The 23,623-nt window shown below is 44.6% G+C and carries 22 protein-coding genes; 16 read left to right on the top strand and 6 right to left on the bottom strand.

Annotated elements, in window-relative coordinates:
* Window positions 1-466 precede the first annotated feature (466 nt).
* Complete coding sequence (locus ACLD71_RS13290) at window positions 467-1,699, bottom strand: MalY/PatB family protein (RefSeq protein ID WP_137672777.1); 1,233 nt, start codon at window positions 1,697-1,699, stop codon at window positions 467-469.
* Window positions 1,700-2,052: 353 nt separating this feature from the next.
* Here ACLD71_RS13290 and ACLD71_RS13285 point away from each other — a divergent pair, with 353 nt between their 5' ends.
* Both ACLD71_RS13285 and ACLD71_RS13280 read left to right on the top strand, forming a co-directional pair.
* A complete protein-coding gene (locus ACLD71_RS13285; protein WP_411990996.1) occupies window positions 2,053-3,468 on the top strand; it encodes a YcjX family protein in 1,416 nt (471 codons plus the stop codon).
* Entirely contained in the window at window positions 3,465-4,487 is a 1,023-nt protein-coding gene (locus ACLD71_RS13280; protein WP_137672775.1) for a YcjF family protein, read from the top strand. The genes ACLD71_RS13285 and ACLD71_RS13280 overlap by 4 nt, the downstream gene beginning before the upstream one ends.
* A gap of 17 nt (window positions 4,488-4,504) precedes the next feature.
* On the opposite strand, the gene ACLD71_RS13275 is transcribed toward ACLD71_RS13280, so the two are convergent.
* Complete coding sequence (locus ACLD71_RS13275) at window positions 4,505-5,383, bottom strand: LysR family transcriptional regulator (RefSeq protein ID WP_411990995.1); 879 nt, start codon at window positions 5,381-5,383, stop codon at window positions 4,505-4,507.
* Window positions 5,384-5,612: 229 nt separating this feature from the next.
* Here ACLD71_RS13275 and ACLD71_RS13270 point away from each other — a divergent pair, with 229 nt between their 5' ends.
* Both ACLD71_RS13270 and ACLD71_RS13265 read left to right on the top strand, forming a co-directional pair.
* A complete protein-coding gene (locus ACLD71_RS13270; RefSeq protein WP_411990994.1) occupies window positions 5,613-7,037 on the top strand; it encodes a YadA-like family protein in 1,425 nt (474 codons plus the stop codon).
* A 308-nt stretch (window positions 7,038-7,345) separates the two neighbouring features.
* Window positions 7,346-10,069: a glycoside hydrolase family 9 protein gene (locus ACLD71_RS13265; RefSeq protein ID WP_411990993.1), complete on the top strand. Its 2,724-nt coding sequence runs from the start codon at window positions 7,346-7,348 to the stop codon at window positions 10,067-10,069.
* Between the two features lie 96 nt (window positions 10,070-10,165).
* On the opposite strand, the gene ACLD71_RS13260 is transcribed toward ACLD71_RS13265, so the two are convergent.
* From ACLD71_RS13260 to ACLD71_RS13245, 4 genes are all read right to left on the bottom strand, one after another.
* The gene (locus ACLD71_RS13260) at window positions 10,166-11,500 is read right to left on the bottom strand and encodes a GNAT family N-acetyltransferase (RefSeq protein ID WP_411990992.1); all 1,335 of its coding nucleotides are present in this window, start codon (window positions 11,498-11,500) and stop codon (window positions 10,166-10,168) included.
* Window positions 11,501-11,566: 66 nt separating this feature from the next.
* Window positions 11,567-12,064, bottom strand: coding sequence for a GNAT family N-acetyltransferase (locus ACLD71_RS13255; protein ID WP_137672771.1), 498 nt, complete (start codon window positions 12,062-12,064; stop codon window positions 11,567-11,569).
* A gap of 149 nt (window positions 12,065-12,213) precedes the next feature.
* On the bottom strand, window positions 12,214-12,789 hold the full coding sequence (locus ACLD71_RS13250; RefSeq protein WP_411990991.1) for a YdeI/OmpD-associated family protein: 576 nt from the start codon (window positions 12,787-12,789) through the stop codon (window positions 12,214-12,216).
* A 94-nt stretch (window positions 12,790-12,883) separates the two neighbouring features.
* Complete coding sequence (locus tag ACLD71_RS13245) at window positions 12,884-13,423, bottom strand: DUF2059 domain-containing protein (RefSeq protein ID WP_411990990.1); 540 nt, start codon at window positions 13,421-13,423, stop codon at window positions 12,884-12,886.
* A 300-nt stretch (window positions 13,424-13,723) separates the two neighbouring features.
* On the opposite strand from ACLD71_RS13245, the gene yidA reads away from it, so the two are divergent.
* The 12 genes from yidA to phnL all read left to right on the top strand — a co-directional run bounded on the left by yidA (window position 13,724) and on the right by phnL (window position 23,621).
* The gene (gene yidA / locus ACLD71_RS13240; RefSeq protein ID WP_411990989.1) at window positions 13,724-14,548 is read left to right on the top strand and encodes a sugar-phosphatase; all 825 of its coding nucleotides are present in this window, start codon (window positions 13,724-13,726) and stop codon (window positions 14,546-14,548) included.
* Window positions 14,549-14,882: 334 nt separating this feature from the next.
* Window positions 14,883-15,173: a hypothetical protein gene (locus ACLD71_RS13235; protein WP_411990988.1), complete on the top strand. Its 291-nt coding sequence runs from the start codon at window positions 14,883-14,885 to the stop codon at window positions 15,171-15,173.
* A gap of 414 nt (window positions 15,174-15,587) precedes the next feature.
* Complete coding sequence (gene phnC, locus ACLD71_RS13230) at window positions 15,588-16,412, top strand: phosphonate ABC transporter ATP-binding protein (RefSeq protein ID WP_411990987.1); 825 nt, start codon at window positions 15,588-15,590, stop codon at window positions 16,410-16,412.
* Between the two features lie 26 nt (window positions 16,413-16,438).
* A complete protein-coding gene (gene phnD, locus ACLD71_RS13225; RefSeq protein WP_016401277.1) occupies window positions 16,439-17,446 on the top strand; it encodes a phosphonate ABC transporter substrate-binding protein in 1,008 nt (335 codons plus the stop codon).
* 69 nt (window positions 17,447-17,515) lie between these two features.
* Window positions 17,516-18,304: a phosphonate ABC transporter, permease protein PhnE gene (gene phnE, locus ACLD71_RS13220; RefSeq protein WP_016401278.1), complete on the top strand. Its 789-nt coding sequence runs from the start codon at window positions 17,516-17,518 to the stop codon at window positions 18,302-18,304.
* Window positions 18,305-18,315: 11 nt separating this feature from the next.
* Window positions 18,316-19,014, top strand: a complete 699-nt coding sequence (phnF, locus tag ACLD71_RS13215; RefSeq protein ID WP_220720870.1) for a phosphonate metabolism transcriptional regulator PhnF — start codon at window positions 18,316-18,318, stop codon at window positions 19,012-19,014.
* Complete coding sequence (gene phnG, locus ACLD71_RS13210; RefSeq protein WP_338621736.1) at window positions 19,011-19,481, top strand: phosphonate C-P lyase system protein PhnG; 471 nt, start codon at window positions 19,011-19,013, stop codon at window positions 19,479-19,481. The genes phnF and phnG overlap by 4 nt, the downstream gene beginning before the upstream one ends.
* A complete protein-coding gene (phnH, locus tag ACLD71_RS13205) occupies window positions 19,481-20,080 on the top strand; it encodes a phosphonate C-P lyase system protein PhnH (protein ID WP_411990986.1) in 600 nt (199 codons plus the stop codon). The genes phnG and phnH overlap by 1 nt, the downstream gene beginning before the upstream one ends.
* On the top strand, window positions 20,080-21,201 hold the full coding sequence (locus ACLD71_RS13200; RefSeq protein WP_411990985.1) for a carbon-phosphorus lyase complex subunit PhnI: 1,122 nt from the start codon (window positions 20,080-20,082) through the stop codon (window positions 21,199-21,201). Before phnH ends, ACLD71_RS13200 begins: the two co-directional genes overlap by 1 nt.
* Complete coding sequence (locus ACLD71_RS13195; RefSeq protein WP_411990984.1) at window positions 21,188-22,087, top strand: alpha-D-ribose 1-methylphosphonate 5-phosphate C-P-lyase PhnJ; 900 nt, start codon at window positions 21,188-21,190, stop codon at window positions 22,085-22,087. Before ACLD71_RS13200 ends, ACLD71_RS13195 begins: the two co-directional genes overlap by 14 nt.
* Entirely contained in the window at window positions 22,071-22,895 is an 825-nt protein-coding gene (gene phnK / locus ACLD71_RS13190) for a phosphonate C-P lyase system protein PhnK (RefSeq protein ID WP_411990983.1), read from the top strand. Before ACLD71_RS13195 ends, phnK begins: the two co-directional genes overlap by 17 nt.
* A 24-nt stretch (window positions 22,896-22,919) precedes the next feature.
* Window positions 22,920-23,621, top strand: coding sequence for a phosphonate C-P lyase system protein PhnL (gene phnL, locus ACLD71_RS13185; RefSeq protein WP_411990982.1), 702 nt, complete (start codon window positions 22,920-22,922; stop codon window positions 23,619-23,621).
* The last annotated feature ends 2 nt before the right edge of the window (window positions 23,622-23,623 follow it).

Raw genomic sequence — 23,623 nt, 5'->3', positions numbered from 1 at the left:
AATCATCAGTCCTTGAGGTCAATCTAGCGTATGTTACAAATGTTGTTGAACGCTTTGCTGAAACCGATAAAAATCAACAAAACATCAACACGGGGTAATTTACTAACTCATGAATTGGTGTCAATGGAGGGAAAAAAGGATGTTCTAAAGTGTGAGCCAACAGTGTGATAAGGCTCATCTCTGGCTTACATTTGTGATACTGGACAAACCAGAGTAACGTTTAGTTTGAGTAAACAACATGCCTCTTTAAAAGCACCTAACCCTAAAATGCGCCCTTTGTTAGTATTATACTCTGCAATCGCCATACAAATGGGATCGACGCAGTGTGCGCGTTTAAGCGACATAAACTGCGTACTTCTGCCAAACTAGGGCTTATGTTGTTCAGGTAATCCTGCATTGAGACGGAATGAAAAAACATTAGTGACTGAGCGCTAAAGCCTGCAATAAAACAGACCTCTGCGGGTCATCAACAACAAGATTGACTAGGTTTTTCCTCACCAGCAGCCTTTAGGTTGCATTGGTTTGGCTTAGCATCCTCAAGCGCTTTCTTGAGTAATCCAAAAGACTCGATGATGTTTTCACGAGAAGTGGCAATGTTCATTCGCATAAAGTTAACACCTTCAGCACCAAACCAACTTCCTGGGGTCAAACCCATTTTGGCTTGTTTAAACACTAAGGTTTTCAATTGCTCTTCCGGTAAACCAAGGTCTGAAAAATCAAACCAAATTTGGTAGGTCCCTTCAGGCTGGTACATTTTTATCTGGGGAATATATTGTTCAATAAAACCACTGATCCAACTAACACTTTGCTCTAAATAAACCAGCATTTCATCTAACCATGTTTCGCCTTTTTCAAAGGCTGCAACAGTGGCAAACGCACTAAAGGCATTACCATGATCAAGATACATTGCTGCTACCTGTTGCTTAACATTCGCCAGCAGCGTTGAGTTATTGCTATAAATATACCCGTTAGCAATGCTATGCATACCAAAGGTTTTAGCAGGCGAGCCAATCAAAGCAATAACGTTGGCATAATCAAAGCTCGTTAAGCTGGTAAACCCTTGGCCAGAATAAATAATGTCAGAATGGATTTCGTCACTAATTAGCAGAACATTATGGCGCTGCGAAATCTCAACTAACTGGGCTAATTCAGCTTTGTTCCACACTCTGCCAGTTGGATTATGTGGGTTACAGAAGATGACAGCTTTAACATTGTGTTGCTCAATTTGGCGCTCATAATCCTCAAAGTCTATTTGATAGCGAGAACCATCGCTTACTAATTCACTTTTCACGACCTTGCGATTCGCCTTATTGATTAAGTTAGCAAATTGGTGATAAGCCGGAGTGTGGATCAATACTCCATCACCCTCTTGCGTAAATTGACGTAGCAATAGGGCGATACCCGACAACACTCCGGGCACTTGTGCAAAATTAGCTTCATTCAGGGGTAAATTATGACGTTTTTGATACCAAGCCGACAATGCGCGAAATACTGCACTTTCGTTAAATTCATAAGAATAAACGCCACGTTCCACTAAGCGTTGTAGCTCTTGGCTAATCGGTTTTGCTACCTGAAAATCCATGTCAGCAACCCAATAAGGAAAAACATCGCTAGTACCGTAAAAATTATTGAGCATCTCGGCTTTGTTTTTAATAAAGCCGTTTTCACCATAGTTTGATGAATCGTTAAATACAGACATGTGTTTCTCCGTTTAGTGGCGTTAATACGGTGTGTGACCAACCATTATTTCGAATATTCCAGAAATATAGATTTACAAGACCACAATGTCAAAATATATTTCCAATTAATTCGAAATAAATACCACCAAGTATCTGTAGACAACCAACAGCGCAAGGCCTTAGCCCACAACACAAAGCCATTGACTCAAAACAACATGAACAAAGTTTAATCTAATCATTTGTTAATATTTGATACATTTACCCCCTAGGCATTATTGAGCAAGGCCAGTGCCGTTTGTTGCTAACTTGATTCTTGTTCACTTCGCCCCGATATTGACTGTTAATCACTCTAATAAAGGTTGTTGCTGCATTCATGAATCTTTCTCGACTATCGAGCATCAAAACTAAAGCTGATGACTTAGCCAAACTCACCATGGATAAACAGTTGCGCCTAGCGGTAACAGGTTTAAGTGGCGCAGGCAAAACGGCCTTCATCACCTCTTTAGTTAACCAGCTATTATTGGGAGCCGAAAACCACCAATTGCCACTCTGGCAACTGGCGCGTGAACACCGTTTTTTGGGTTCGAAACGTACTCCACAACCTCACTTACATTTAGCCAGTTTTGATTATCAAGGCGGAATGGATGCGCTACAAAGCCAGCCTCCTCGTTGGCCCTCGCCAACTCATGGGGTAAGTGAAATTAGATTGAAACTGCGCTACAAGCCGCAATCGTTGGTATGGAGAAAACTCAACCACACCGCCACGCTTAATCTTGATATTGTCGATTATCCTGGTGAATGGTTATTAGATTTACCGCTGTTAAATATGAATTACGCCCAGTGGTGTGAGCATATTGCTTTAAGCCTCAAAGATTCACGCAAAGCTCAATTAGCCGAGCAATGGCAAGCAATGGCTCAAGCCTTAGCGCTTAACGATAATGCCGATGAAAGCCAACTCGCAGACATAGCCCAGCACTACACAGATTATTTGCATCAATGCAAAGCCGAGCTAGGCATGCATCATATTCAACCTGGCCGCTTTGTATTGCCCGGAGAATTAGCCGGTGCGCCCGTACTCGCCTTTTTCCCCATTTCACCAGAACTTGCTAAGGCAAAAGTAACCAATAAAAACAGCAATTTGGCCTTGTTGATTAAGCGGTTCGAATACTACAAAGAACATGTTGTGAAACAGTTTTATCAACAGCATTTTGTAAAGTTTGACCGCCAAATCGTATTGGTAGATTGCCTTAGCCCACTAAACAGCGGTCACGATAGCTTTTGCGATATGCAGCTAGCAGTAAACCAAATTCTACATAGCTTTAACTACGGTCAATCAGGGGTGTTGAGGCGCTTATTTTCCCCCAAAATAGATAAACTGTTGTTTGCCGCTACCAAAGCAGATCACGTAACCCCCGAGCAGCATCAACACTTGGTGAACCTACTCGGCGAAGTGGTTGCCGAAGGAAAACGCCACGTAAAATTTGAAGGCATTAATACCGAGATTATGGCGCTGGCGTCTATCAAAGCCACCCAAACAGGCAAAGCCCAACTCAATGGCAACACCATTAACGCTATTAAGGGCATTTTACAAAATGATGTCGATAGCCAGCAGTTAACCACTTTGTTTCCCGGAGAAGTGCCGGCCAGTTTGCCCAAACACACATTTTGGCAGCAACAAGGGTTTGAATTTAGCCCGTTTCAGCCGCCGCAAGCTAACCCTTATCAAGCGTTACCCCATATTCGCATCGACCAAGCCATTGAGTTTTTGCTAGGAGATAAATTTAAATGAATCCGCCGATTAAACAGCGCCAAGTGCTTAACGCAGAACAAGATACAAACACTCCCCTCAATCAGGAAGATGCGCCCCTAGCCAGCAAACAAGTCATCGATGATACAGATTGGCAACAAGATCCCGAGATTGCCGACCTAGAGCCCTTAGATATAGAGCTCACGCCACAAAAAACCAGCCCTTGGTTAAAATATGGGTTTGGCGCAGCCGTCGTTATTGCAATAGGTGAACTCGCCTTAAGCCTTGCTGAACTATGGCAAAGCTCGCCCACTCGCGCCGCCATTTATAGCGTAGTATTAGCCAGTATTGTGGGCGGATTACTGACCATTGCAGTGAGAGAGTTGGCTAAATTACGCCGTTTAAAAAAGTTCCAAAAAGAGCATCAACTTGGCGAACATTACCTAGAACAAGCAACTAGCGACAGCAGCAAAGCCAGAACCTATTGTGAAAACCTCGCTAAGCTACAAGGCTTAAGTGATAGCCAAGAATACCTAACCTGGAAAAACTGGCTAAACGACAGCCATAGCAGTAGTGAAATAGTCAGCTTGTACAGCGACACCGTGCTAACACCTTTAGATAACCGTGCTAAACAAGCCATAAGTAAATGGTCTGGCGAAGCCGCAGTGCTAGTGGCAATAAGCCCCTTAGCCTTGGTAGACATGCTTATCATTTTTTGGCGTAACATAAAAATGATTGAGTCAGTGGCTCAAATATACGGCATTGAGCTGGGCTACTTAAGCCGGATCCGCTTAATTAAATCGGTGTTTGCCAATATGATTTATGCCGCCGCAAGCGAGGTGATCACCGATGTGGGCAGTGACCTGTTAGGTGCCGAGCTTACTGCAAAGCTCTCGGGTAAAGCCGCACAAGGTATTGGCGCAGGTTTACTTACTGCACGCCTAGGCTTCAAAACCATGGAACAATGCAGGCCAGTACCATGGACTTTAAATAACAAACCTAAAACCAAGCAACTCAAGAGCATTTTGATTGAAAGAGTAAAACAAAAACTGAGTGCTTGAAGCTAACATATAAAAACTTATCGGTGAGGGAGCTTTTTAGCTTCCTCTAAGAACAACTTAATCACCGGATTGGCGTAGTAATTGGTACGTCGAATCGCTTCTACAAACCACTCACTATGTTGATTACTCTCAATTTTAAATGTTTTTAGTAAGCCCTGCCCTATAAAGGGTTCAGCGATAAACCTCGGTACCCTTGCCCAACCTAAACCATTGATCACCATTTTGATGATTTCATTAACGTTATTTGCGTAGAAAATATGATTACTAATTAAGTGTTGTTTGCTCACTTGGCCATCTCGAATAAATTCAAAACCTATTTGAGTAATGTTCCTCACCTCTTGGTCGGGCAACAATGCATCACTAGTTGGGTAATCACTAGCAAGAATATTCACCACTTCAAAATTGAACAAACGTGTTTGGGTAATATCTTTATGAAACATAAAGTTAGACGTTAGCACGCCTACTTCAGCCTCGCCCTTTCTCACCCATTCCAATACTTGAAACGGGTCACCATTTTTAACATTAAATTCTAGAGCAGGAAAGGTATCGGAAACCGTTTTATAGCAGCGAGCCAAATCAATACTACTAATGGTCGTATCTACTGCCAAACGGAAAACATCAGGCTCCTTAGCCTGCAATGATTCAGCCTTTGTTTGAAAATGCTTGGTTTCGTTTAGCACTGCATCCGCATACGCCAACAGCGTTTTACCCTCTGTCGTCAATGTAAGCTTTCTTACTTGCCGGTCGAACAAGTTCAAACCAAGGTCTATTTCCAGGTTAGATACCTGCTCACCAACAGTTGTCGAGTGTTTCTGCAAATCTTCCGCTGCTTGTTTAAAACTTCCCGATCTTGCTGTGGCAACAAAAGCCGCTAATTGCTCTAGAGACAAACTCATAGGCTCTCCTTTTCGCTTAAACGCTCATAACAGGGTTATCCCCTTCTCATAAAAGTGTTGCATTTTTTTTAGATAAATAAAATAGCCCCTGTAAACAAAAACGGGCAGTGACAAACAATTAAATTCACCAAACGTCCTTTGTTAATTGACTTTTAAAACATTAAGAAAAACTTGATAAATGACTATCAATAAATCCGCCAAGGAGGCCTTATAACTAAGAGAGAAAACCATGAAAAAAACATTAACTGCATTAGCACTTTCAACTTTACTAGCCTCTTCATTTTCTTGGGCAGGTAATTGCGACCCACTTTGGGGATGTATCGTTCAAGACATAGAAGAGAGCGTTGGAGCAGCATCTTCGCAGGTTATCGCTGGCATTGCAGACAAGTCTGTTCGAGGCAACTTACGCAGTTACATGGACCACGAAAAACCAGTGGCAGAGCGCCGAGCTATGGCCGCAGAGTATGTGAAAGGAGTAGCTGATGGCACCATTACCGATGGTGATATTGACGCGGCAAGTGGTTTCTACGCCAAGTTTAAGGATGGACAGGCTCAAAATCTTCATTCATCACTAGTGGCTGATGGCCTGTCTCACTTAGTAAATGACAAAAATAGTGGGATTACTCGCGACACAATCATAAAAGATGAAGCCGGAAACGATGTAACTGTAGGTAGTGTCATCAATAGAGCAAATAACGATAGAGATACGTTAGCGAAAGGGATGGATGCCAACGCCAAGATAATCCAAGGTGAAGTTGATCGTAGGAATGACCAAGCAGATAACAACCAACAGCGCTCAATAGAAAACGGCAACGGTATCAACAAAAACAAAGATGCTATTGATGCCGAGAAAGACCGCAACAACCAGCAAGACAAGCAAATTGGTAAAATTGAAGACAAGCAAAAAAGCATTGGCGAAAACGTTGATAAAAACAGCAGCGAAATAAACAAAAACAAAGATGCTATTAACGCTGAGAAAGACCGCAATAACCAGCAAGACAAGCAAATTGGCAAAATTGAAGACAAGCAAAAAAGCATCGGCGAAAACGTTGATAAAAACACTAAAGACATTTCAGATAATAAAAAACTGGGTGAAAACAACAAAAGTCGCTTAGATGAGATAAGCAAAGGGGCTGGCGACGAAATCGGTAACAACCGAAACTCAATTCATACCGAAGTTGAGAAGCAACGTAAGTGGAACGCTGAAGCAGAGAAAGAGCAGTCTAACTGGAATCGCAGTGCAGAAAGCGCTGCGGGAAAAATGACCACCGACATCAGCAAAAATGCCTCATCGATTAACGCCAATAGAAACTCTATTGAAGATAACCGCTTAAGCATTGAAAACTTACAAGCTAAAACTCAGCAAGATATAAATCGCTTAGACAATAAAATTGATGTGATGGAAGGCCGTTTATCGAATGGTGTGGCAATGAGTAGCGCCATGAGTCAAATGCAGTTTAATGGTGGTGCTGGCGTAGGTGTAGGTGTTGCGTCGTTTAATGGTTCAAACGCGATCGCACTAGGCGCGGGCTACAGTTTTGGCAGTGAAGATCAATGGATGTTACGAGGTTCATTAAGCCACTCTCAAACCAGTAAAGGTGGCAACCAATCAGATACCATGGCTGGCGCAGGTGTGACTTACAGCTTCCGCTAAACCACTAAGTGAGCAGCTAAACCAGGCTGCTCACTATTATTCTTTTTGAGATAAACCGAGAAAAAGCAGAGGCAAACATCTCATCTATAAGACATTTTTGTTAACTCCACGTTAAAAAACACCCGCTAATTTACCTCAATGACTTCAATCAGCCTTTTAGTCGAAACTAATTCTTGCAAGCCTAAAAATAAACCCATACCATTAAAAACAAAAAAATCAATAAGCTTTCTTTTTAATAGCACAAAGTAAATTTGTATCACTATTAGCGTCAATAATATTGGGGCTGAACTATTAAAAGGAGTTTTCGAATGTCGGTTTTACCAAAGGTAATCCCTGCGATTATCAGTACTTGTTTCACTATGTGTAGCTTCTCGTTATACGCCGTCGACGCAAATCATAACTACGCCGAAGCACTACAAAAATCCGTATACTTTTACGATACCCAACGCTCTGGCCCCCTTCCCCGCCAAGATAACAACTTTCTTGCTAACCCCCTCCATAATGGCTTTTTACCCAACCGAGTAGAATGGCGCGGCGATTCTTATTTAGATGATGGCCAATACAACCAATTCAAACAGCAAATATCGCTCGATTTAACCGGTGGTTGGAGTGATGCTGGCGACCACGTTAAGTTTGGTTTACCTATGGCATTTTCTGCCAGTGTTTTTGGTTGGGGTATCTTGGAGTTTTGGGATGCTTATGAACTATCAGGCCAGCTCCCTTATGCACTCGATAACATGCGCTGGGTAAGTGATTACTTTCTTAAAGCGCACGTAGCAGAGAACGAATTTTACGCTCAAGTGGGTGATGGCCAAATAGACCACTCTTTGTGGGCTCCACCAGAGGTTCAAGGGGCAGAGTTAAAACGCCTTCATGGCAAAGAAAGCTACCGCCCTGCATTAAAACTTACCTTAGAAAAACCGGGCGCTGATTTGGTGGGGCAAACGGCTGCGGCACTCACTATTGCCTCAATCATTTTTAAGAAAAACAGCATCAACAACCCCAAAGATGCTGAATATGCTGCCGAGCTACTTAAACACGCAGAGCAACTATTTAGCTTCGCCTATGCCACTAAAGACTTTGATCACAATGGTAAAGGTAATCCAGGCACTTACACCAAATCATTAGTAGACGACCTAGGGAACAACTACGCAGAAAGCTACTATAACTCAACGTCTGGTGCTAAAGATGAGATCCCGTGGGCGGCAGGTTGGTTATATTTGGCGACCCAAAAAGTCGACTATTTACATAAGGCTGAAGCCAGCTATAACGCGATTGCCGACAACACTGGCCACTTTGCTTGGTACCCAGCTTGGGATGATATTCGCAACGCGGTTTATTACTTAATGCAAACCGTTGCCACTAAAGACAGTTACCTTGAGGATTCAAGCCTTAGTGCCAGTGACCGAGTTAATGGCTTTTATGACTACCAGCTGCATAGCACTAACTACCTTGAGCAAATGCTAAATAACAAACGTTATACTCCCGGCGGCATGGTCTATCTGGATGGTTTTGCTTCGGCGCGCGCATCGGCAATGGCGGCTATGCTTGCATTGGTTCATAGAAACTATTTAGACAAGACTCAGCAACAACTTGGTTTTCAGCAACAACTCGCCGACTTCGCCACCAATCAAATCAACTACATTTTGGGTGATAACCCATACAAAATTAGCTACATGGTGGGTTACGGCGACAACTGGCAAACCGCAGCACACCACCGCTCGTCGCATGGCAGCAGCACCAATGATATTAACAACCCCACTATTCCCAAACACATTTTGTATGGCGCATTAGCGGGTGGGCCTGATGATAACGACAACTTCTCAAGTGATCGCGCTGACTTCCCAATGACAGAAGTAGCCACCGATATGAATGCAGGGTTTACCGGCGCTTTAGCCGGTATGGTAAATCTATATGGTGGCCAAGGTTTAGTTGATTTCCCTACCCCTGAAGCACGAGGCAACAGCGGAGCGAGAATAGACGCAAAAATTGCTTACCCTAGTGGTAACGGCAATACCTCTGGCGCTTTAATCAACCTGCGACTAACTAATGAAACGGCCTACCCTCCTCAAGAGTTAAGCGATATCCGTTTTCGCTATTACTTTGATATGAGCGATGAAATAGCCAAAGGTTTTAGTGCCGAGCAATTAGTGGTATCGGCTTACTATGACTCAAACCAACTGAACAAGAGCTTCCTACTACATGCCTGGGGAAGTGAAAATGGCTTGTATTATATTGAGGGCTTAGGAGGGGTAATTTCTCCGGTAGGCGACAGTCAAAAAAGCGCTCAATTAGAGTTATACATGGGTGATTACGTTCAAAGCGGTTGGGATTTTACTAACGATCCGTCAAGCCAAGGCTTAAACGCAGAAAGCTTTAGCCCTGCTGAATACATTGTACTTTACGATGCTGAAGGCAAGGTAATTTGGGGAAGTGAGCCCGCAGGCCCAATAGCTCCAGTTGACCCAGTTGACCCAGTTGACCCAGTTGACCCAGTTGACCCAGTTGACCCAGTTGACCCAGTTGACCCAGTTGACCCAGTTGACCCAGTTGACCCAGTTGACCCAGTTGACCCAGTTGACCCAGTTGACCCAGTTGACCCAGTTGACCCAGTTGACCCAGTTGACCCAGTTGACCCAGTTGACCCAGTTGACCCAGTTGACCCAGTTGACCCAGTTGACCCAGTTGACCCAGTTGACCCAGTTGACCCAGTTGACCCAGCAACAGACCCGCTTATCGGCTGTACAGTCAAGCGAATTGACAATTGGACTGGCGGATTTGTGGCCTATGTTGAAGTAAATAACCAAGGCAAGCAGCCCAGTAAAAACTGGCAGGTACAAGTGGATTTTGCTTTGCCTGTGGCGGTAAACAATAGCTGGAATGCTGATTTTGAAAGTGAGGCTACGTCAATAACGGCAAGCAACAAAAGCTATAACGGGATCATTGCAGCCAACGGCGTAACAGAGTTTGGCTTCCAAGGAACTTACGATGCTAATCAGAGCTTTGTTAGGCCTAGCTGTAGCGTAAAGTAATCCAAAAGATTAACCCTAATTTCAGATAGCATTTCGCTAACGCTGAAACGAAAACCTAATCAAGGCCGCCTATTGGCGGCCTTTTTAAAGTCAACATCAAGCCAAAATACACTTTACAAAAATGAACCGCGGATGCTGAGAAAAGCGCAAGTAATGCTCTGGAGATAATTCTTTTAAAGCCTCGCAGGGTTTACCCTCGCTAAGCTCACTCAGCAACATACCGTTACTGGTAAGGGCTGAGATTAAGGCAGATAAAGAGCGGCGGTAAAAACTCACAGAAACCAGTTTACCTACTGTATCCCACTCTTCGGTAATCAGCTCTGTCGCAAAATAGTTCCCACTGGGGCTGGCCTCAAAATCAATTAATGGATGATGAGTTGAAAATACAAAACACCCTTGCGGTTTAAGTACCCGTTTAACAGCGGCAAACAGCGGATTTAGATCTTCCAAGTAATGAAGCATCAGTGGGCAAATCACCACATCAAATTGCTGATCTTGCTCTTGCGGCAAGCCCTTGGCTAAATCTTGTTGATACACCTTAAGCTGCGATCCCAGCTTTTGCTTAACCAGTGACACCATTTCTTCTGAATTATCAATCGCGGTGACACTCGCCCCATTTGTTAGTAAATATTCAGCATAAACGCCAGAGCCACAGCCTAAATCAAGCACATGTTTACCCTGCACATCTCCCAACATGGCTTGTAAAGAAGGTCGCTCGTAATGGGCGTTATAAATGTTGTTTTGAATAGCCACATCGTATTCTTTGGCATAAGTAGAATACATTGCTGGTTTGTTCATCAATGGCTCTGTTTGTGGAGAAAGAGAGGGTGCAGCTGTTAGGTATTCTAATGTGCTAGAACCGCTAAAACCCAGTAACCATTTTAGGTAGGGGTAATAATCAGAGCTAACGATTTCAAAGCCTTTTGCTAGGTAAAGCTTTTTGGCTCTTGGATTGCTATTAATAACGTCTAAACGAACCCGTTCAAACCCTAGCTCTGTAGCATGCTCAACAATTTTATCGAGAAGCATAGAGCCAAGGCCTAAGCCACGATACCCCTCGGCAACAACAATTCCGTCCATTACTAAGGTTTTTGCGCTCGCTTTACGTTCAAAAAAACTAAACACCGCTGCAGCCCAAAGCCCTTTAATCGAGCCAAGAATTCGGGATAAACCAGCCCAAGCAATGCCTGACGTAAAGCTACCCTGCGGTGTTTGAAAACCCGCGACAGCCACCACTTTTTGTTGATGCATGACAACAAACGAATATTCAGGCTTAAACGCCTCTGCTAATACCCTAACCCGCACACTCTGTTGGTTAATCGCCAAAGCAAACTTTTGTCCAAAAGCCTGCTCGTAAAGCTCAGCAACCGTTGCTCGGTATTCTTCAGACCAGCTATGTTGAAGCAATAAATCATCAGCAATACTTTTCACAATAAGTCCTTGTTATAGGCTAAGCAGTAATACTTTTACGTGGCTAAACAACTACACAAAACAACGCTATGGCTTAATACTCAGTTCCATAATCCAATCATCCATCACGTAACCTTGACCAATATCTGCACATTCTTCTCTTACTTTAACAAAGCCCATTTTTAAGTAAGCAGCAATTGAGTCGTGATTATGTCGGTTTACTGTAAGATTTACGTTTGAAGCACCATTGTCTTTGGCAAACTGCTGAGCAAACGCCATTGCCGCTTTTCCCACACCTAAACCACGCGCCGAATGACGCACATACAGCTTACTCAAAAATAAACCACTTCCTGTCAGTTGAATACCCAGATACCCCGCGGTATCGCCATTATGTTGCAATAAGTAATAGTGGTAATTCTCAGATTTAATTTGCTCACTAATTCTGTCTAAAGAATGATAGTTGGCCAGCATATACTCCACTTGGTCTTTCCCAATAATCGGCGTGAAGTGCTCTAGCCAAATCTCTCTGGCCAGCGCAGCCACTGTTTGAATATCTTGCGAAGTGCTAATTGGGAATAAGGTCATGATATTTCCTTTTGCAATGCGGATTTCTCGCTAACTTGGTAGAGATGAGTTGAATCACGATGGTGAAGTCATTCGGTGTCGATAACTAAGAATAGGCATGCGGTTTTTTGCAACAACATCCGTTCGACACTTGGTAAGTCGAATAACGGTTACTTGGGCTTTTCTTTGTGAACAAGCATGTCCATGTACTTAGTAAACTGTTTTAATCTGGTGTCAGATTTCTTGGCACTGATTAATCCATAAGCGATAACATAACGACTCGATTTAGTAAGGGTATCAAAAAACGCTTTCGCTTGAGGCTTGTCCTCTAGTGCTTCGAGAAAATCTATTGGCACTTCCATTTCACTTACCACATAAGCGCTTTTCCAGCGCCCGTCAGCTTTAGCATCCCGAATATGCGCAAGCCCAGCTTCCATCATGCGGTTTTCCGCAATCAAGCGTTCTGCATGCTCGGTGTTTCTTTTAGACCAGTTACTGCGTTTCTTTCTAGGTGTAATGCGTTGAATATAAGCCTGCTCATCGATGGACTTCTTAATACCATCAATCCATCCCCAACATAGCGCCTCAATAACAACATCATTCCATGTCACGCTCTCAATTCCGCTATTTTTCTTGAATATCTTCACCCAAAGTTCGGTTTTGAAATCGTGGTTAAGTCGCAGCCAGTCGCCAAGTTCTTGGGGTGTAGCAAATGACATAGTGTTCAATGAATCTGCCTCAGGCATAAATGAAGGTCTCTTTGGGATAGTTGTTTACGCAGTTGCGACATGTTTTCCATAAATACCCAACAACGAGCTAGTGAGCAAAAGTATTAATTTTTCACTCTAGATCTTTTAACTGAGATTCGCGAACCAAATCAGCTAACTCCTGCTGAAACAAGATAGTGGCCCTACGAAAGTACTTCGAATACTGCATCTGAGCAACTTCATTAAATGCTTTTGAAGCTCTAGCTGAAGCTTTAACAATTTTTTGCCCTACAGGAGTAGAATAAAACGCTATAGCCTCATTTAGCTCGGCATTACTTAGAGCCAAGGCAAACTCATCTGAGGCGGTTTTTTTGAACAATTCACCATCCACATACTCACAAGCTCTCTCGTAATACTGATTGTAAATATCTACAACCCGCGGCCACTCGGGCGAATCAGGATTATAGCCACCAAAATAATACGGGTTGCTCTTCAACAAGTCTTCTGGCGAAGTATGAACAGCTCCTTCAAAACAGCTATCTATAAACATTTGAATCTGGACATCATATTGAAGGACTTGTATTAACTCGTCCGATTTTCTATTTGTTTCAGTTGCGTTAACACACGAACTGACCACAGCAAATGCCAATCCAATGGCGAGTAGTTTACTCACGTTCTTTCCTTAAGCATGAAGCCTCATTTCCAAGAAAAAATAATCTGATTAGAATTAAAGATAAAGTAGAAAAATCAATAAGGTTTAGGGTATCTTAATTTTCGGAAAACTATCAACTGCGAATCTATTGAACAATGAAAGTTAAGAGAGAATACAGCAGTTACCAATACTGAATTATTAAGCATTGATCTAGTTTATACAGTCGTCATATTTTTAGTGTAAAATCGCCGCTCGTTTATGTAATGTTCGCTGTTAGCTAACGCTGTCTGGTTTAGCTCTTACCAAAGGTTTGCCCCAAATATGATTAAACTTATTGCCCTAGATATGGACGGCACACTTCTCAATGACGAGAAAAAAATTACCCCTCGTACTTATCAAGCTATTCAACAAGCTAAACAAGCGGGTGTAAAAGTAGTGCTTGCCTCTGGCCGCCCACTACAAGGCTTGCGCCCTTACCTTGAGCAACTAGAACTGACCAGTGATGAAGACTTTGTAATCTCTTACAATGGCTCATTAGTGCAGCGAGTGGGCAGTGGCGAAGTGATTCATAAAACCACGTTACTCGGTTCCGACGGTATTTCTTTAGCTCGCATTGCTGAACAGTTGGGCGTTTTTGTTCATGCCTTTTCGGCTGAACACGGCCTCATTACCCAGCAACACAACCCATGGACAGACATTGAATCATCAATTAATGGCATGGACGTAAAAGAAATTGATTTTGCTAGTTTAGATGCCAACGATGAACTTACCAAAATTATGTTTGTTGCTGAAGAAAGCGTATTAGACAAGGCTATTGCCAACTTGCCTGCTGAGTTACGCGAACAATACACAGTAGTGCGCAGTGCGCCGTTTTTCTTAGAGTTTTTACACCGTGACAGCAACAAAGGTGTGGGTGTAGAACAGCTAGCCAATATCTTAGGTTTAAATGCGTCTCAGGTAATGTGTGCTGGTGACGCCGACAACGACCGCCACATGCTGCAATACGCGGGTTTAGCAGTTGCGATGGCGAACGCTGATCCTGAAATTAAAGCAATGGCTAACTACCTAGCCCCAAGCAATAAAGAAGATGGGGTTGCTGTAGCCATTGAAGAAAACGTACTAAATACGCTTTGCCCAACCAATTAAGCTAAACTGGTAAGCAAACAGTAACAAAGGCGAAACTAAAACCCTTAGTTTCGCCTTTATCTATTAAAATACCGTTCTCATTCCTGGTAAAAACAAACCCTAAACTTTCCATTCAAAATCAGCTTGGTTAATTTATAAGCTTTATAAAAACAACAGCAAATAAACACCATCACACAAGACAAATAAGTCACAAGCCTTACAAAATCCAACGAATTTTTTTAGTTATTTCAGCTATACGAACAGCAAACAAGCATCCGATTCTCGGCATATTGTTATTAGTTTTACCCATGCTATATTTCGCGCTCAGATAACTGATTAATAAGGAAATTCTAAAATGAGCACTAAGAAAACCGTAGGTATCGTTGTGGCAGTAATTGGTGTGATTCTAATTGCTATTGGTGGCTTTAGCCTTAATGACATCGCAGTCGCAGAGCAACAAGCGCAAGCCTTAGGCGGTTTATTTGGTGGTGCTGGGAATGATTTACTGGGCGGGCTAGGTTTAGATGCGGCATTAGAAGCACAAAAAAACAAAGCTTATGGGTTTGTTGTATTTGGTATTGCAGCCATTGTAGGTGGTGTTTACATGCTAAAAACCGCCACTGAAGAAAACACTAAAGCAGCTTAATTTAAATCAACAATGCTCACTTAATTCCATTTATCTAGAGAGCATTCGATTAAGTAAACTCAATAATAAATCCGAGTGAGTATGCCTACTCGGATTATTCAATAAATTCAAAAAAGACCTTTCTTTTGGTGCTTATAAACAAGCCCTCGATATTTAGTAGAAGCATTGAGGAACTAACCCGTCATTGTTTAACCCTAAAGCTGCAACTTCCTCATTGGTATAACACCATCAAACAGTTTTTTATTGCTTATAAGCAAGTTCCCAGAAAAATCTTCCAGCCTACTTAGCCAACTAAATTCTGAACACTTTGCAACCAAATCGCCACAAATAAGTCACCCAACTGACATGTCTAGATAAGCTAACTGTCACATTACAAGCCTAAGTTATTGTTCAAAACAACGGCAGGATCCTGTAATGAACAATCAAGTAATCACAGTCAAGCAGCTGAACAAACACTTTGAAAACAACCACGCCCTTAAAAGCGTAGATTTAAGTGTTCAGCAAGGTGAAATGGTGGCATTACTTGGGCCGTCAGGCTCAGGAAAATCAACCCTTTTGCGCCACTTAAATGGCTTGGTTAGCAGTGACAAAAACAGCAAAGGCTACATCGAAGTTCTTGGCATGCCAGTGCAACGTGACGGCAAGTTTTGTAACACCGTACGTAAAAGCCGCAGCCAAACAGGTTATATCTTCCAGCAGTTTAATTTGGTTTCACGCCTTAGCGTTTTGCAAAATGTTTTGATTGGCGCACTAAGCGCTACTCCCAGCTGGCGCAGCCTTACTGGCCGTTTTACTTTTGAGCAAAAGCGCCAAGCTTTAGCAGCTTTAAAACGCGTAGGCCTTGAGCAATTTGCTTTACAGCGCGTTTCAACCCTATCGGGCGGTCAACAGCAACGCGTAGCGATTGCCCGCGCCTTAATGCAACGCGCCAAGATCATTTTAGCCGATGAGCCGATTGCTTCCTTAGATCCAGAGTCGTCGCGCATCGTGATGGAAATACTCACCGACATCAATAAACAAGAAGGCATCGCAGTAGTGGTGACCTTACACCAAGTTGACTACGCCAAGCGTTATTGCCCACGAGTAGTGGCCTTAAAACTGGGCGAAGTATTTTACGACGGCCCCAGTGAACAATTAGATGAAGCCCAGTTAGCGGCTTTATACGGTTCAAAAGACAACCTTGATACAACCGAAGACCAAGACCAAGCAGTACCACAACTTTGGCCACAGATGGCCTAAACCCAACTAACAAGGAGATAGATGGCATGTTAAAGCTAATCAAGCAGACAGCCTTTGCAACCGCAGTTGTTGCGACAGCGTTAAGTTCAACCATGGTTTCAGCTGCTGAAAAAGCGATGGACACCATCAACTTTGGGATTATTTCTACTGAGTCTCAGCAAAACTTAAAAACCACTTGGACGCCGTTTTTAAAAGCGATGGAAGAGAAAACTGGTTACAAGGTAAAAGCATTTTTTGCTCCAGATTACGCAGGCATCATTCAAGGAATGCGTTTCGATAAAGTAGACGTAGCTTGGTATGGCAACAAATCAGCCATGGAAGCAGTAGACCGCGCCGGTGGCGAAATCTTCGCACAAACGGTTGATGCTACAGGTAACCCAGGTTATTGGAGTGTATTAGTTACGCATAAAGATAGCCCGCTTAACAGCCTTGAAGATGTTATCGCCAAACGTGGTGACCTTACTTTTGGTAACGGCGATCCAAACTCAACCTCTGGCTTCTTAGTACCTTCGTACTACGTGTTTGCGCAAAACAACATTTCAGTGTCTGACTTCAAACGCAGCATGAACTCTGGCCACGAAGCGAACGCTTTAGCCGCTGCAGCGAAACAAGTAGATGTAGCAACCGGCAACACCGAAAACATGGACCGCTTAAAAATTACTGCACCTAAAAAGTTTGAGCAGTTAAAAGTTATTTGGAAGTCACCACTTATTCCTTCAGACCCAATTGTATGGCGTAAAAACCTACCAGAAAGTGTGAAAGGCGAAGTATATGACTTCTTCATGGAATACGGCACCACTGGTGATGCTCAAGAGCTAGCAGTATTAGAAGCGCTACAGTGGGCCCCGTTCAAAGCCTCTAGCGACCTTCAACTACTACCTATTCGTCAATTGGTATTGTTCAAAAACCGCATTGTTACAGAAAACGACACCAAGTTGTCGAAAGCCGAAAAAGCCGCTGAGCTAGCAGTAATTGACGCCCAACTTGCTGATTTAAATCGCCAGCAAAGCGCCATTACCGCAATGGCCCAATAGCGAACGACAAGCTGGGTGCAAACCCAGCTTTTCTTTAGGCAACTTATCTAGACATGTTGAGAACTTTAAATGACTACCGAAGCCGCAATTCTTAACCAAAACTCCAAACCATCTTGGTTAAGCCTACTTTTTTGGGCCATCGCCATCGCCGGTTTAACTTGGAGCTGGCAAGGCGCCGAAATTGCCCCGATGAAGATCTATAACGATGCCGGCAACATGGCCGAGTTAGCCAGTGATTTCTTTCCACCAGATTTTACCGACATCAATTACTACCTCGAAGAAATGTTAGTGACCCTGCACATCGCCATTTGGGGCACCATTTTCTCAATTTTTTTATCCGTTCCTTTTGGTTTGATGTGTGCCGAAAACATGGTTCCAGCATGGGTGTATCAGCCTATGCGTCGACTAATGGATGCAGCCAGAGCAATTAACGAAATGGTATTTGCCATGCTGTTTGTGGTTACCGTTGGCTTAGGGCCATTTGCCGGCGTAATGGCCTTATTCATCCATACTACGGGCGTGCTGGCTAAACTGTTTTCCGAAGCAGTAGAAGCCATCGATCCCGGCCAAGTAGAAGGGGTAAGAGCTACTGGCGCAAACAAGCTGGAAGAAATTGTTTATGGGGTCATTCCGCAAGTACTGCCACTGTGGATTTCATTCTCCTTATATCGCTTCGAATCGAATGTTCGCTCGGCTACCGTTGTAGGCATGGTAGGCGCTGGCGGCATTGGGGTAATTCTGTGGGAAAGCATTCGCGGCTTTATGTTTCCCCAAACCTGCGCAGTGATGATCATCATTGTAGTCACCGTAAGTCTGCTCGACTTTATCTCTCAACGCGTTAGAAAACTGTTTATTTAAGCGAGCTTAAGATGCCCCGTTACCAAGAAATCGCGCTAAGCCTAGAAAAAGAAATTAGCCACGCTTACCAAGCAGGCCAATACTTGCCGCCCGAGCAACGCTTGGCAGAACGCTACCAAGTAAATCGCCACACCTTGCGTCGCGCCATCGACGAACTAGTGCTTAAAGGTTGGTTACTGCGCCAGCAAGGTAAAGGGGTAATGGTATTAAGCAAACCGGTTCGCTACCCACTTCATGCCGGATCCAAGTTTACCGACAACTTGCTAAATGCCGGAGCAAAACCGATTAGCCGAGTACTAAGCTTTGGCCGCGCCAACGCCAATCAGCAGGTGGCTAAAGGGTTAAACATTGAATTAGCCAGCCCCATTTTGCAGCTCAAAACATTGCGTTTTATCGACCAAATGCCCATTAGTATTGTTTTTCACCACTTGCGCATGGGCGAGCATGAAAATCACTTAAGCCAGTATCAGCAGGGCTCACTGCACGGTTTTTTACAACAGCATTGCCAGCTTGAATTGCGCCGACACCACACGGTAGTGGGTGCGCAAATGGCTAATCGAGAAGACTGCGCCTGTTTGCAAATTGATGGCAGTACACCCTTGTTAACCCTACAAACGGTTAACGTAGACCAACAGCAACAGCCTTTCGAATTTTCAATCTCCCATATTAGAGCCGAGCTCGTAGAGCTCAGCTTGGAGCACCCCCAATGACTACCCAACAATCTACCCAAGCGGCAGATGTAGCCGCGCGCCAACACTGGATGGCAGTACTCGCCAAGGCTTCTTATCAAGACTTATCTAGTCGCTGGCAACAGCTAAAGCTAGACCCAGAATGTGAAATTATTCGCCAACCAGAGATCGGTTTAGCCAAATTGCAAGGCCGGGTCGGTGGCAAGGGCGAACGCTTTAACCTAGGCGATACCACCATCACTCGCGCTGCTGTGCGCTTAAGCGATGGCACTTTAGGTTACGGCTATTTACGCGGGCGGGCTAAACAACACGCCCTGCTTTCAGCCTTAATTGATGCCTTAATGCAAAACGGCGAGCATGCGCCCAGCTTACACGAAGCGGTGATTCAACCTTTGGCTGAGCAACAACAAGCGGAACAAGCAAAAACTGCCGCTCAAGCAGCAGAATCAAAAGTAGATTTCTTCACTGTGGTTCGAGGAGAAGACTAATGCAAACAATTGAAGCGGGCTTTCCTAACAGCGTACACAACGCTCAACAGTGTTTTAGACAAATACTTAAAGCGCTTAGTGAACCAGGCAGCCAAGTAACACTTGAACACCACTTAGGTTTTGCGCCGCTTAATGCCGCTGCTAGCCAAGTTATTATGAGTTTATGTGACCAGCAAACTGCGCTTTACCTAAGCCCAGCTTTAGCAAAAAACGCAGAGCAGCCAATCGAACAAGCCTTACACAACTTAGCCTTTCATAACGGCCTTAGCTCGGCGCCCATTAATCAAGCCGATTTTGTTGTAGTAGACGCCCAAGAAGAGCTGGATTTAAGCCAGCTAAAAGCCGGTACGGATTCCAGCCCAGAACAAAGCGCAACCGTGTTAGTTCAAACCAACAGTTTGCGCACCGGGCCAGTCTTTCAACTATCTGGGCCGGGTATCAAACATAAGCTTAACCTGCAGTTAGGCAACCTAAGCACCAGCATCGTTAATTACCTGCTAAAGCCGAGCCACCGCTTTCCGCTAGGTCTCGATTTCATGTTTTGTCATCAACAATCACTGGTGGCGATTAGTCGCACCACCAAGCTGGAGTTACGCTAATGTACGTAGCAGTAAAAGGTGGCGAAAAAGCCATTGCCGCAGCACATAAACTGCAAGCTAAACGTCGCCGCGGCGACAACAATGTTGCCGAGCTTAGCGTTGAGCAAATTAGCCAACAACTTAGCTTAGCGGTAGAGCGAGTTATGACCGAAGGCGGCATTTTTGACCGTGAGTTGGCGGCCCTGGCAATCAAACAAGCCAGCGGTGATCAAATAGAAGCCATTTTTTTACTTCGCGCCTATCGCACTACGTTACCGCTGTTAGCCACTTGCCTCCCTTTAAACACCGGCAACATGCAGGTGCAACGGCGAATTTCGGCCACCTATAAAGATTTACCGGGCGGTCAGCAGTTAGGCCCAACCTACGACTATAGCCACCGCCTATTAGATTTCAGCTTATTGGCCGAGCAACAAACGGAGCACAGTCAACCAAGCCAACACTCAACCTCGCAACCAACACCAAACGAAGATGAAGCCTTAACAAGCAACAAGCAGCAAGCGTTTAGCAAGGTGTTTTCGTTACTAGAACAACAAGGTTTAGCCGAGCCTGAATCAGACAGTGGCGCAGAGCCCGCCGATATTACCCAGCAAGCGATTAGTTACCCTTGCTCACGGGCTGCACGTTTACAACAGCTAAGCCGCGGCGACGAAGGCTTTTTACTCTCTATGGCCTACTCCACCCAACGTGGATATGGGCGAAACCACCCCTTTGCTGGCGAGATTCGTAGCGGCGAAGTAGCCATCGCAATCTGCCCAGAAGAGTTAGGGTTTGAGGTTGAGATAGGCAGCATTACCCTCACCGAATGTGAAATGGTCAATGGCTTTGTTAGCCCACAAGATAAAGACGCTCACTTCACCCGAGGTTATGGCTTAGCCTTTGGCTTTAGCGAACGCAAAGCTATGGCGGTTGCCCTGCTCGACCGCTCTTTGCAAACCGAGCGCTATAACGAGCCGGTAAGCAGCCCAGCGCAAGATGAAGAGTTTGTGCTAGCCCATGCCGACAACGTAGAAGCCGCCGGCTTTGTTTCTCACCTTAAATTACCCCATTACGTCGACTTCCAATCCGAACTAGAACTGCTACGAAAAATGCGCCAGCAAGGAGCCAGCCATGACCAGCTTTAGCCAACAGGCTACTGCACTAGATAATAGTAGCCAGCAATACAATTTTGCTTACTTAGACGAGCAAACCAAACGCATGATCCGCCGCGCCATCTTAAAAGGTGTCGCCATTCCAGGTTATCAAGTTCCCTTTGGTGGACGCGAAATGCCAATGCCTTACGGCTGGGGAACCGGCGGCATTATGCTTAGTGCCTCGATTCTCGGCCAGCAAGACGTACTTAAAGTGATTGACCAAGGCGCCGACGACACCACCAATGCGGTATCTATTCGTCATTTTTTCAGCAAAGTTTGCGACATTGCTACTACCGAAAAAACCGAACAAGCCAGTGTTATTCAAACCCGCCACCGCATTCCAGAGCAAGCTCTAAGCAACAACCAAATTCTGGTTTTTCAGGTGCCTATTCCCGAGCCGCTGCGCTTTATTGAACCGCGTGAAACCGAGACAAAAAAAATGCACGCTTTGGAAGAGTACGGTTCGATGCAAGTAAAACTGTACGAAGACATTGTGAAGTATGGCTACATCGCCACCAGCTACGCTTATCCGGTAACGGTGCATGGGCGCTACCTTATGGACCCATCGCCAATTCCCAAATTCGACAATCCGAAGCTACATCAATCGGAAGCCTTAATGATTTTTGGTGCTGGGCGAGAAAAACGCATTTACTGCATTCCTCCCTACACCGATGTGCACAGCCTCGATTTCGACGACCACCCCTTTAGCATTCAGCAGTGGGATGAGCCTTGCAGCCTATGTGGTAGCCACGACACCTTTCTTGATGAAGTGCTGATCGACGACCAAGGGCAACGCATGTTCATTTGCTCAGACACCGACTACTGCCAAAAGCAACAAGCCGCGCAACTAGGAGCTGAACATGACTCAGTTAGCTAAGCAACTTGAAGAACCTCGCGCAAACGCCGCGAACCAAGCCGAGCCGGCCCTACTCCAAGCCCAAAACTTGAGCATGCTGTACGCGCCAGGCAAAGGCTTTGAAGACGTTAACTTAAGCCTTTATCCCGGTGAAGTGTTAGCCATTGTGGGTGAATCGGGCTCTGGTAAAACTACCTTGCTCAAAACCTTATCGGGTCGCCTTGCTCCACAAACCGGTAGCATTAGTTTTCAAAGCGATAGCAACACCGCAGAGCTATACAAAATTAGTGAAGCGGAACGTCGCAGCTTAATCAGGCAAAACTTTGGCATTGTGCATCAACATCCGCTAGATGGGCTTCGCCCAAGGGTGTCGGCGGGCGGCAACATTGGCGAGCGTTTAATGGAAAACGGTTGGCGCAATTACGCCGAGATCCGCCAGCAAGCACTCACTTGGCTAAAAGCGGTAGAAATAGATCAAAGCCGAATTGACGATATGCCTCTTACCTTCTCCGGCGGCATGCAGCAACGTCTGCAAATTGCCCGCAATTTAGTTACCCATCCGCGTTTGGTATTTATGGATGAACCCACTGGCGGCTTAGATGTATCGGTGCAAGCGCGATTATTAGATTTAATTCGTAATCTCGTCACCGAACTGCAACTCGCAGTGGTTATTGTTACTCACGACCTAGCGGTAGCAAGGTTGTTGGCGCACCGAATCATGGTGATGAAGCAAGGCCAGGTGGTAGAAAGCGGCCTCACCGACCGAGTGTTGGATGACCCTAGTCACCCCTACACGCAATTGTTGGTTTCATCGGTTCTTCAACAATAAACGCCTAGCTTACAAGGATTCCTCATGAAACCCATCATGATCGCTAAAAACATCAATAAAACCTTTGTATTACACAATCAAGGGGCTGCGCGTTTACCGGTTTTACGCCAGCAAAATCTAGAGATTTTTGCCGGAGAGTGTGTGGTGCTTAACGGCAGCTCTGGCTCTGGTAAATCTAGCTTATTACGTTCCCTTTACGGCAACTATCAAGTTGATGAAGGTGAATTGCTGATTAGCCAAGGTGAGCAGTGGCTTGATTTAGCGACCGCTCAAGCAAGAGAAATTATTGCTTTACGCCGCAATACCATTGGTTGGGTAAGCCAGTTTCTAAGGGTTATTCCACGTTTATCAGCCTTAGATATCGTAATGCAACCGATGTTAGAAAATGGCATTAGCGATAGCCAAGCTAAAACTAAAGCCGAAACCTTATTAAGCCACCTAAACGTGCCTGAGCGCTTATGGAGCCTAGCACCCGCTACCTTCTCTGGTGGTGAGCAACAACGGGTCAACATTGCCCGCGGTTTCGCCCTCGATTACCCAATATTGTTGCTAGACGAACCAACCGCTTCATTAGACAAGCATAATGCCCAGCAAGTGGTTGAATTAATTTTGGCCGCCAAGCAACGCGGCGCAGCCATTGTGGGCATATTTCACGATGTTTGGGTGCGCGATTTAGTCGCAGACCGCTTACACAACATGCAACAACCAGCACAATTAGCAGGATAGTG

It is taken from the genome of Agarivorans sp. DSG3-1 (assembly GCF_046774965.1).
In the GTDB taxonomy this organism is placed as follows: domain Bacteria; phylum Pseudomonadota; class Gammaproteobacteria; order Enterobacterales; family Celerinatantimonadaceae; genus Agarivorans.
This window is presented reverse-complemented; position numbering and strand designations above follow the sequence as displayed.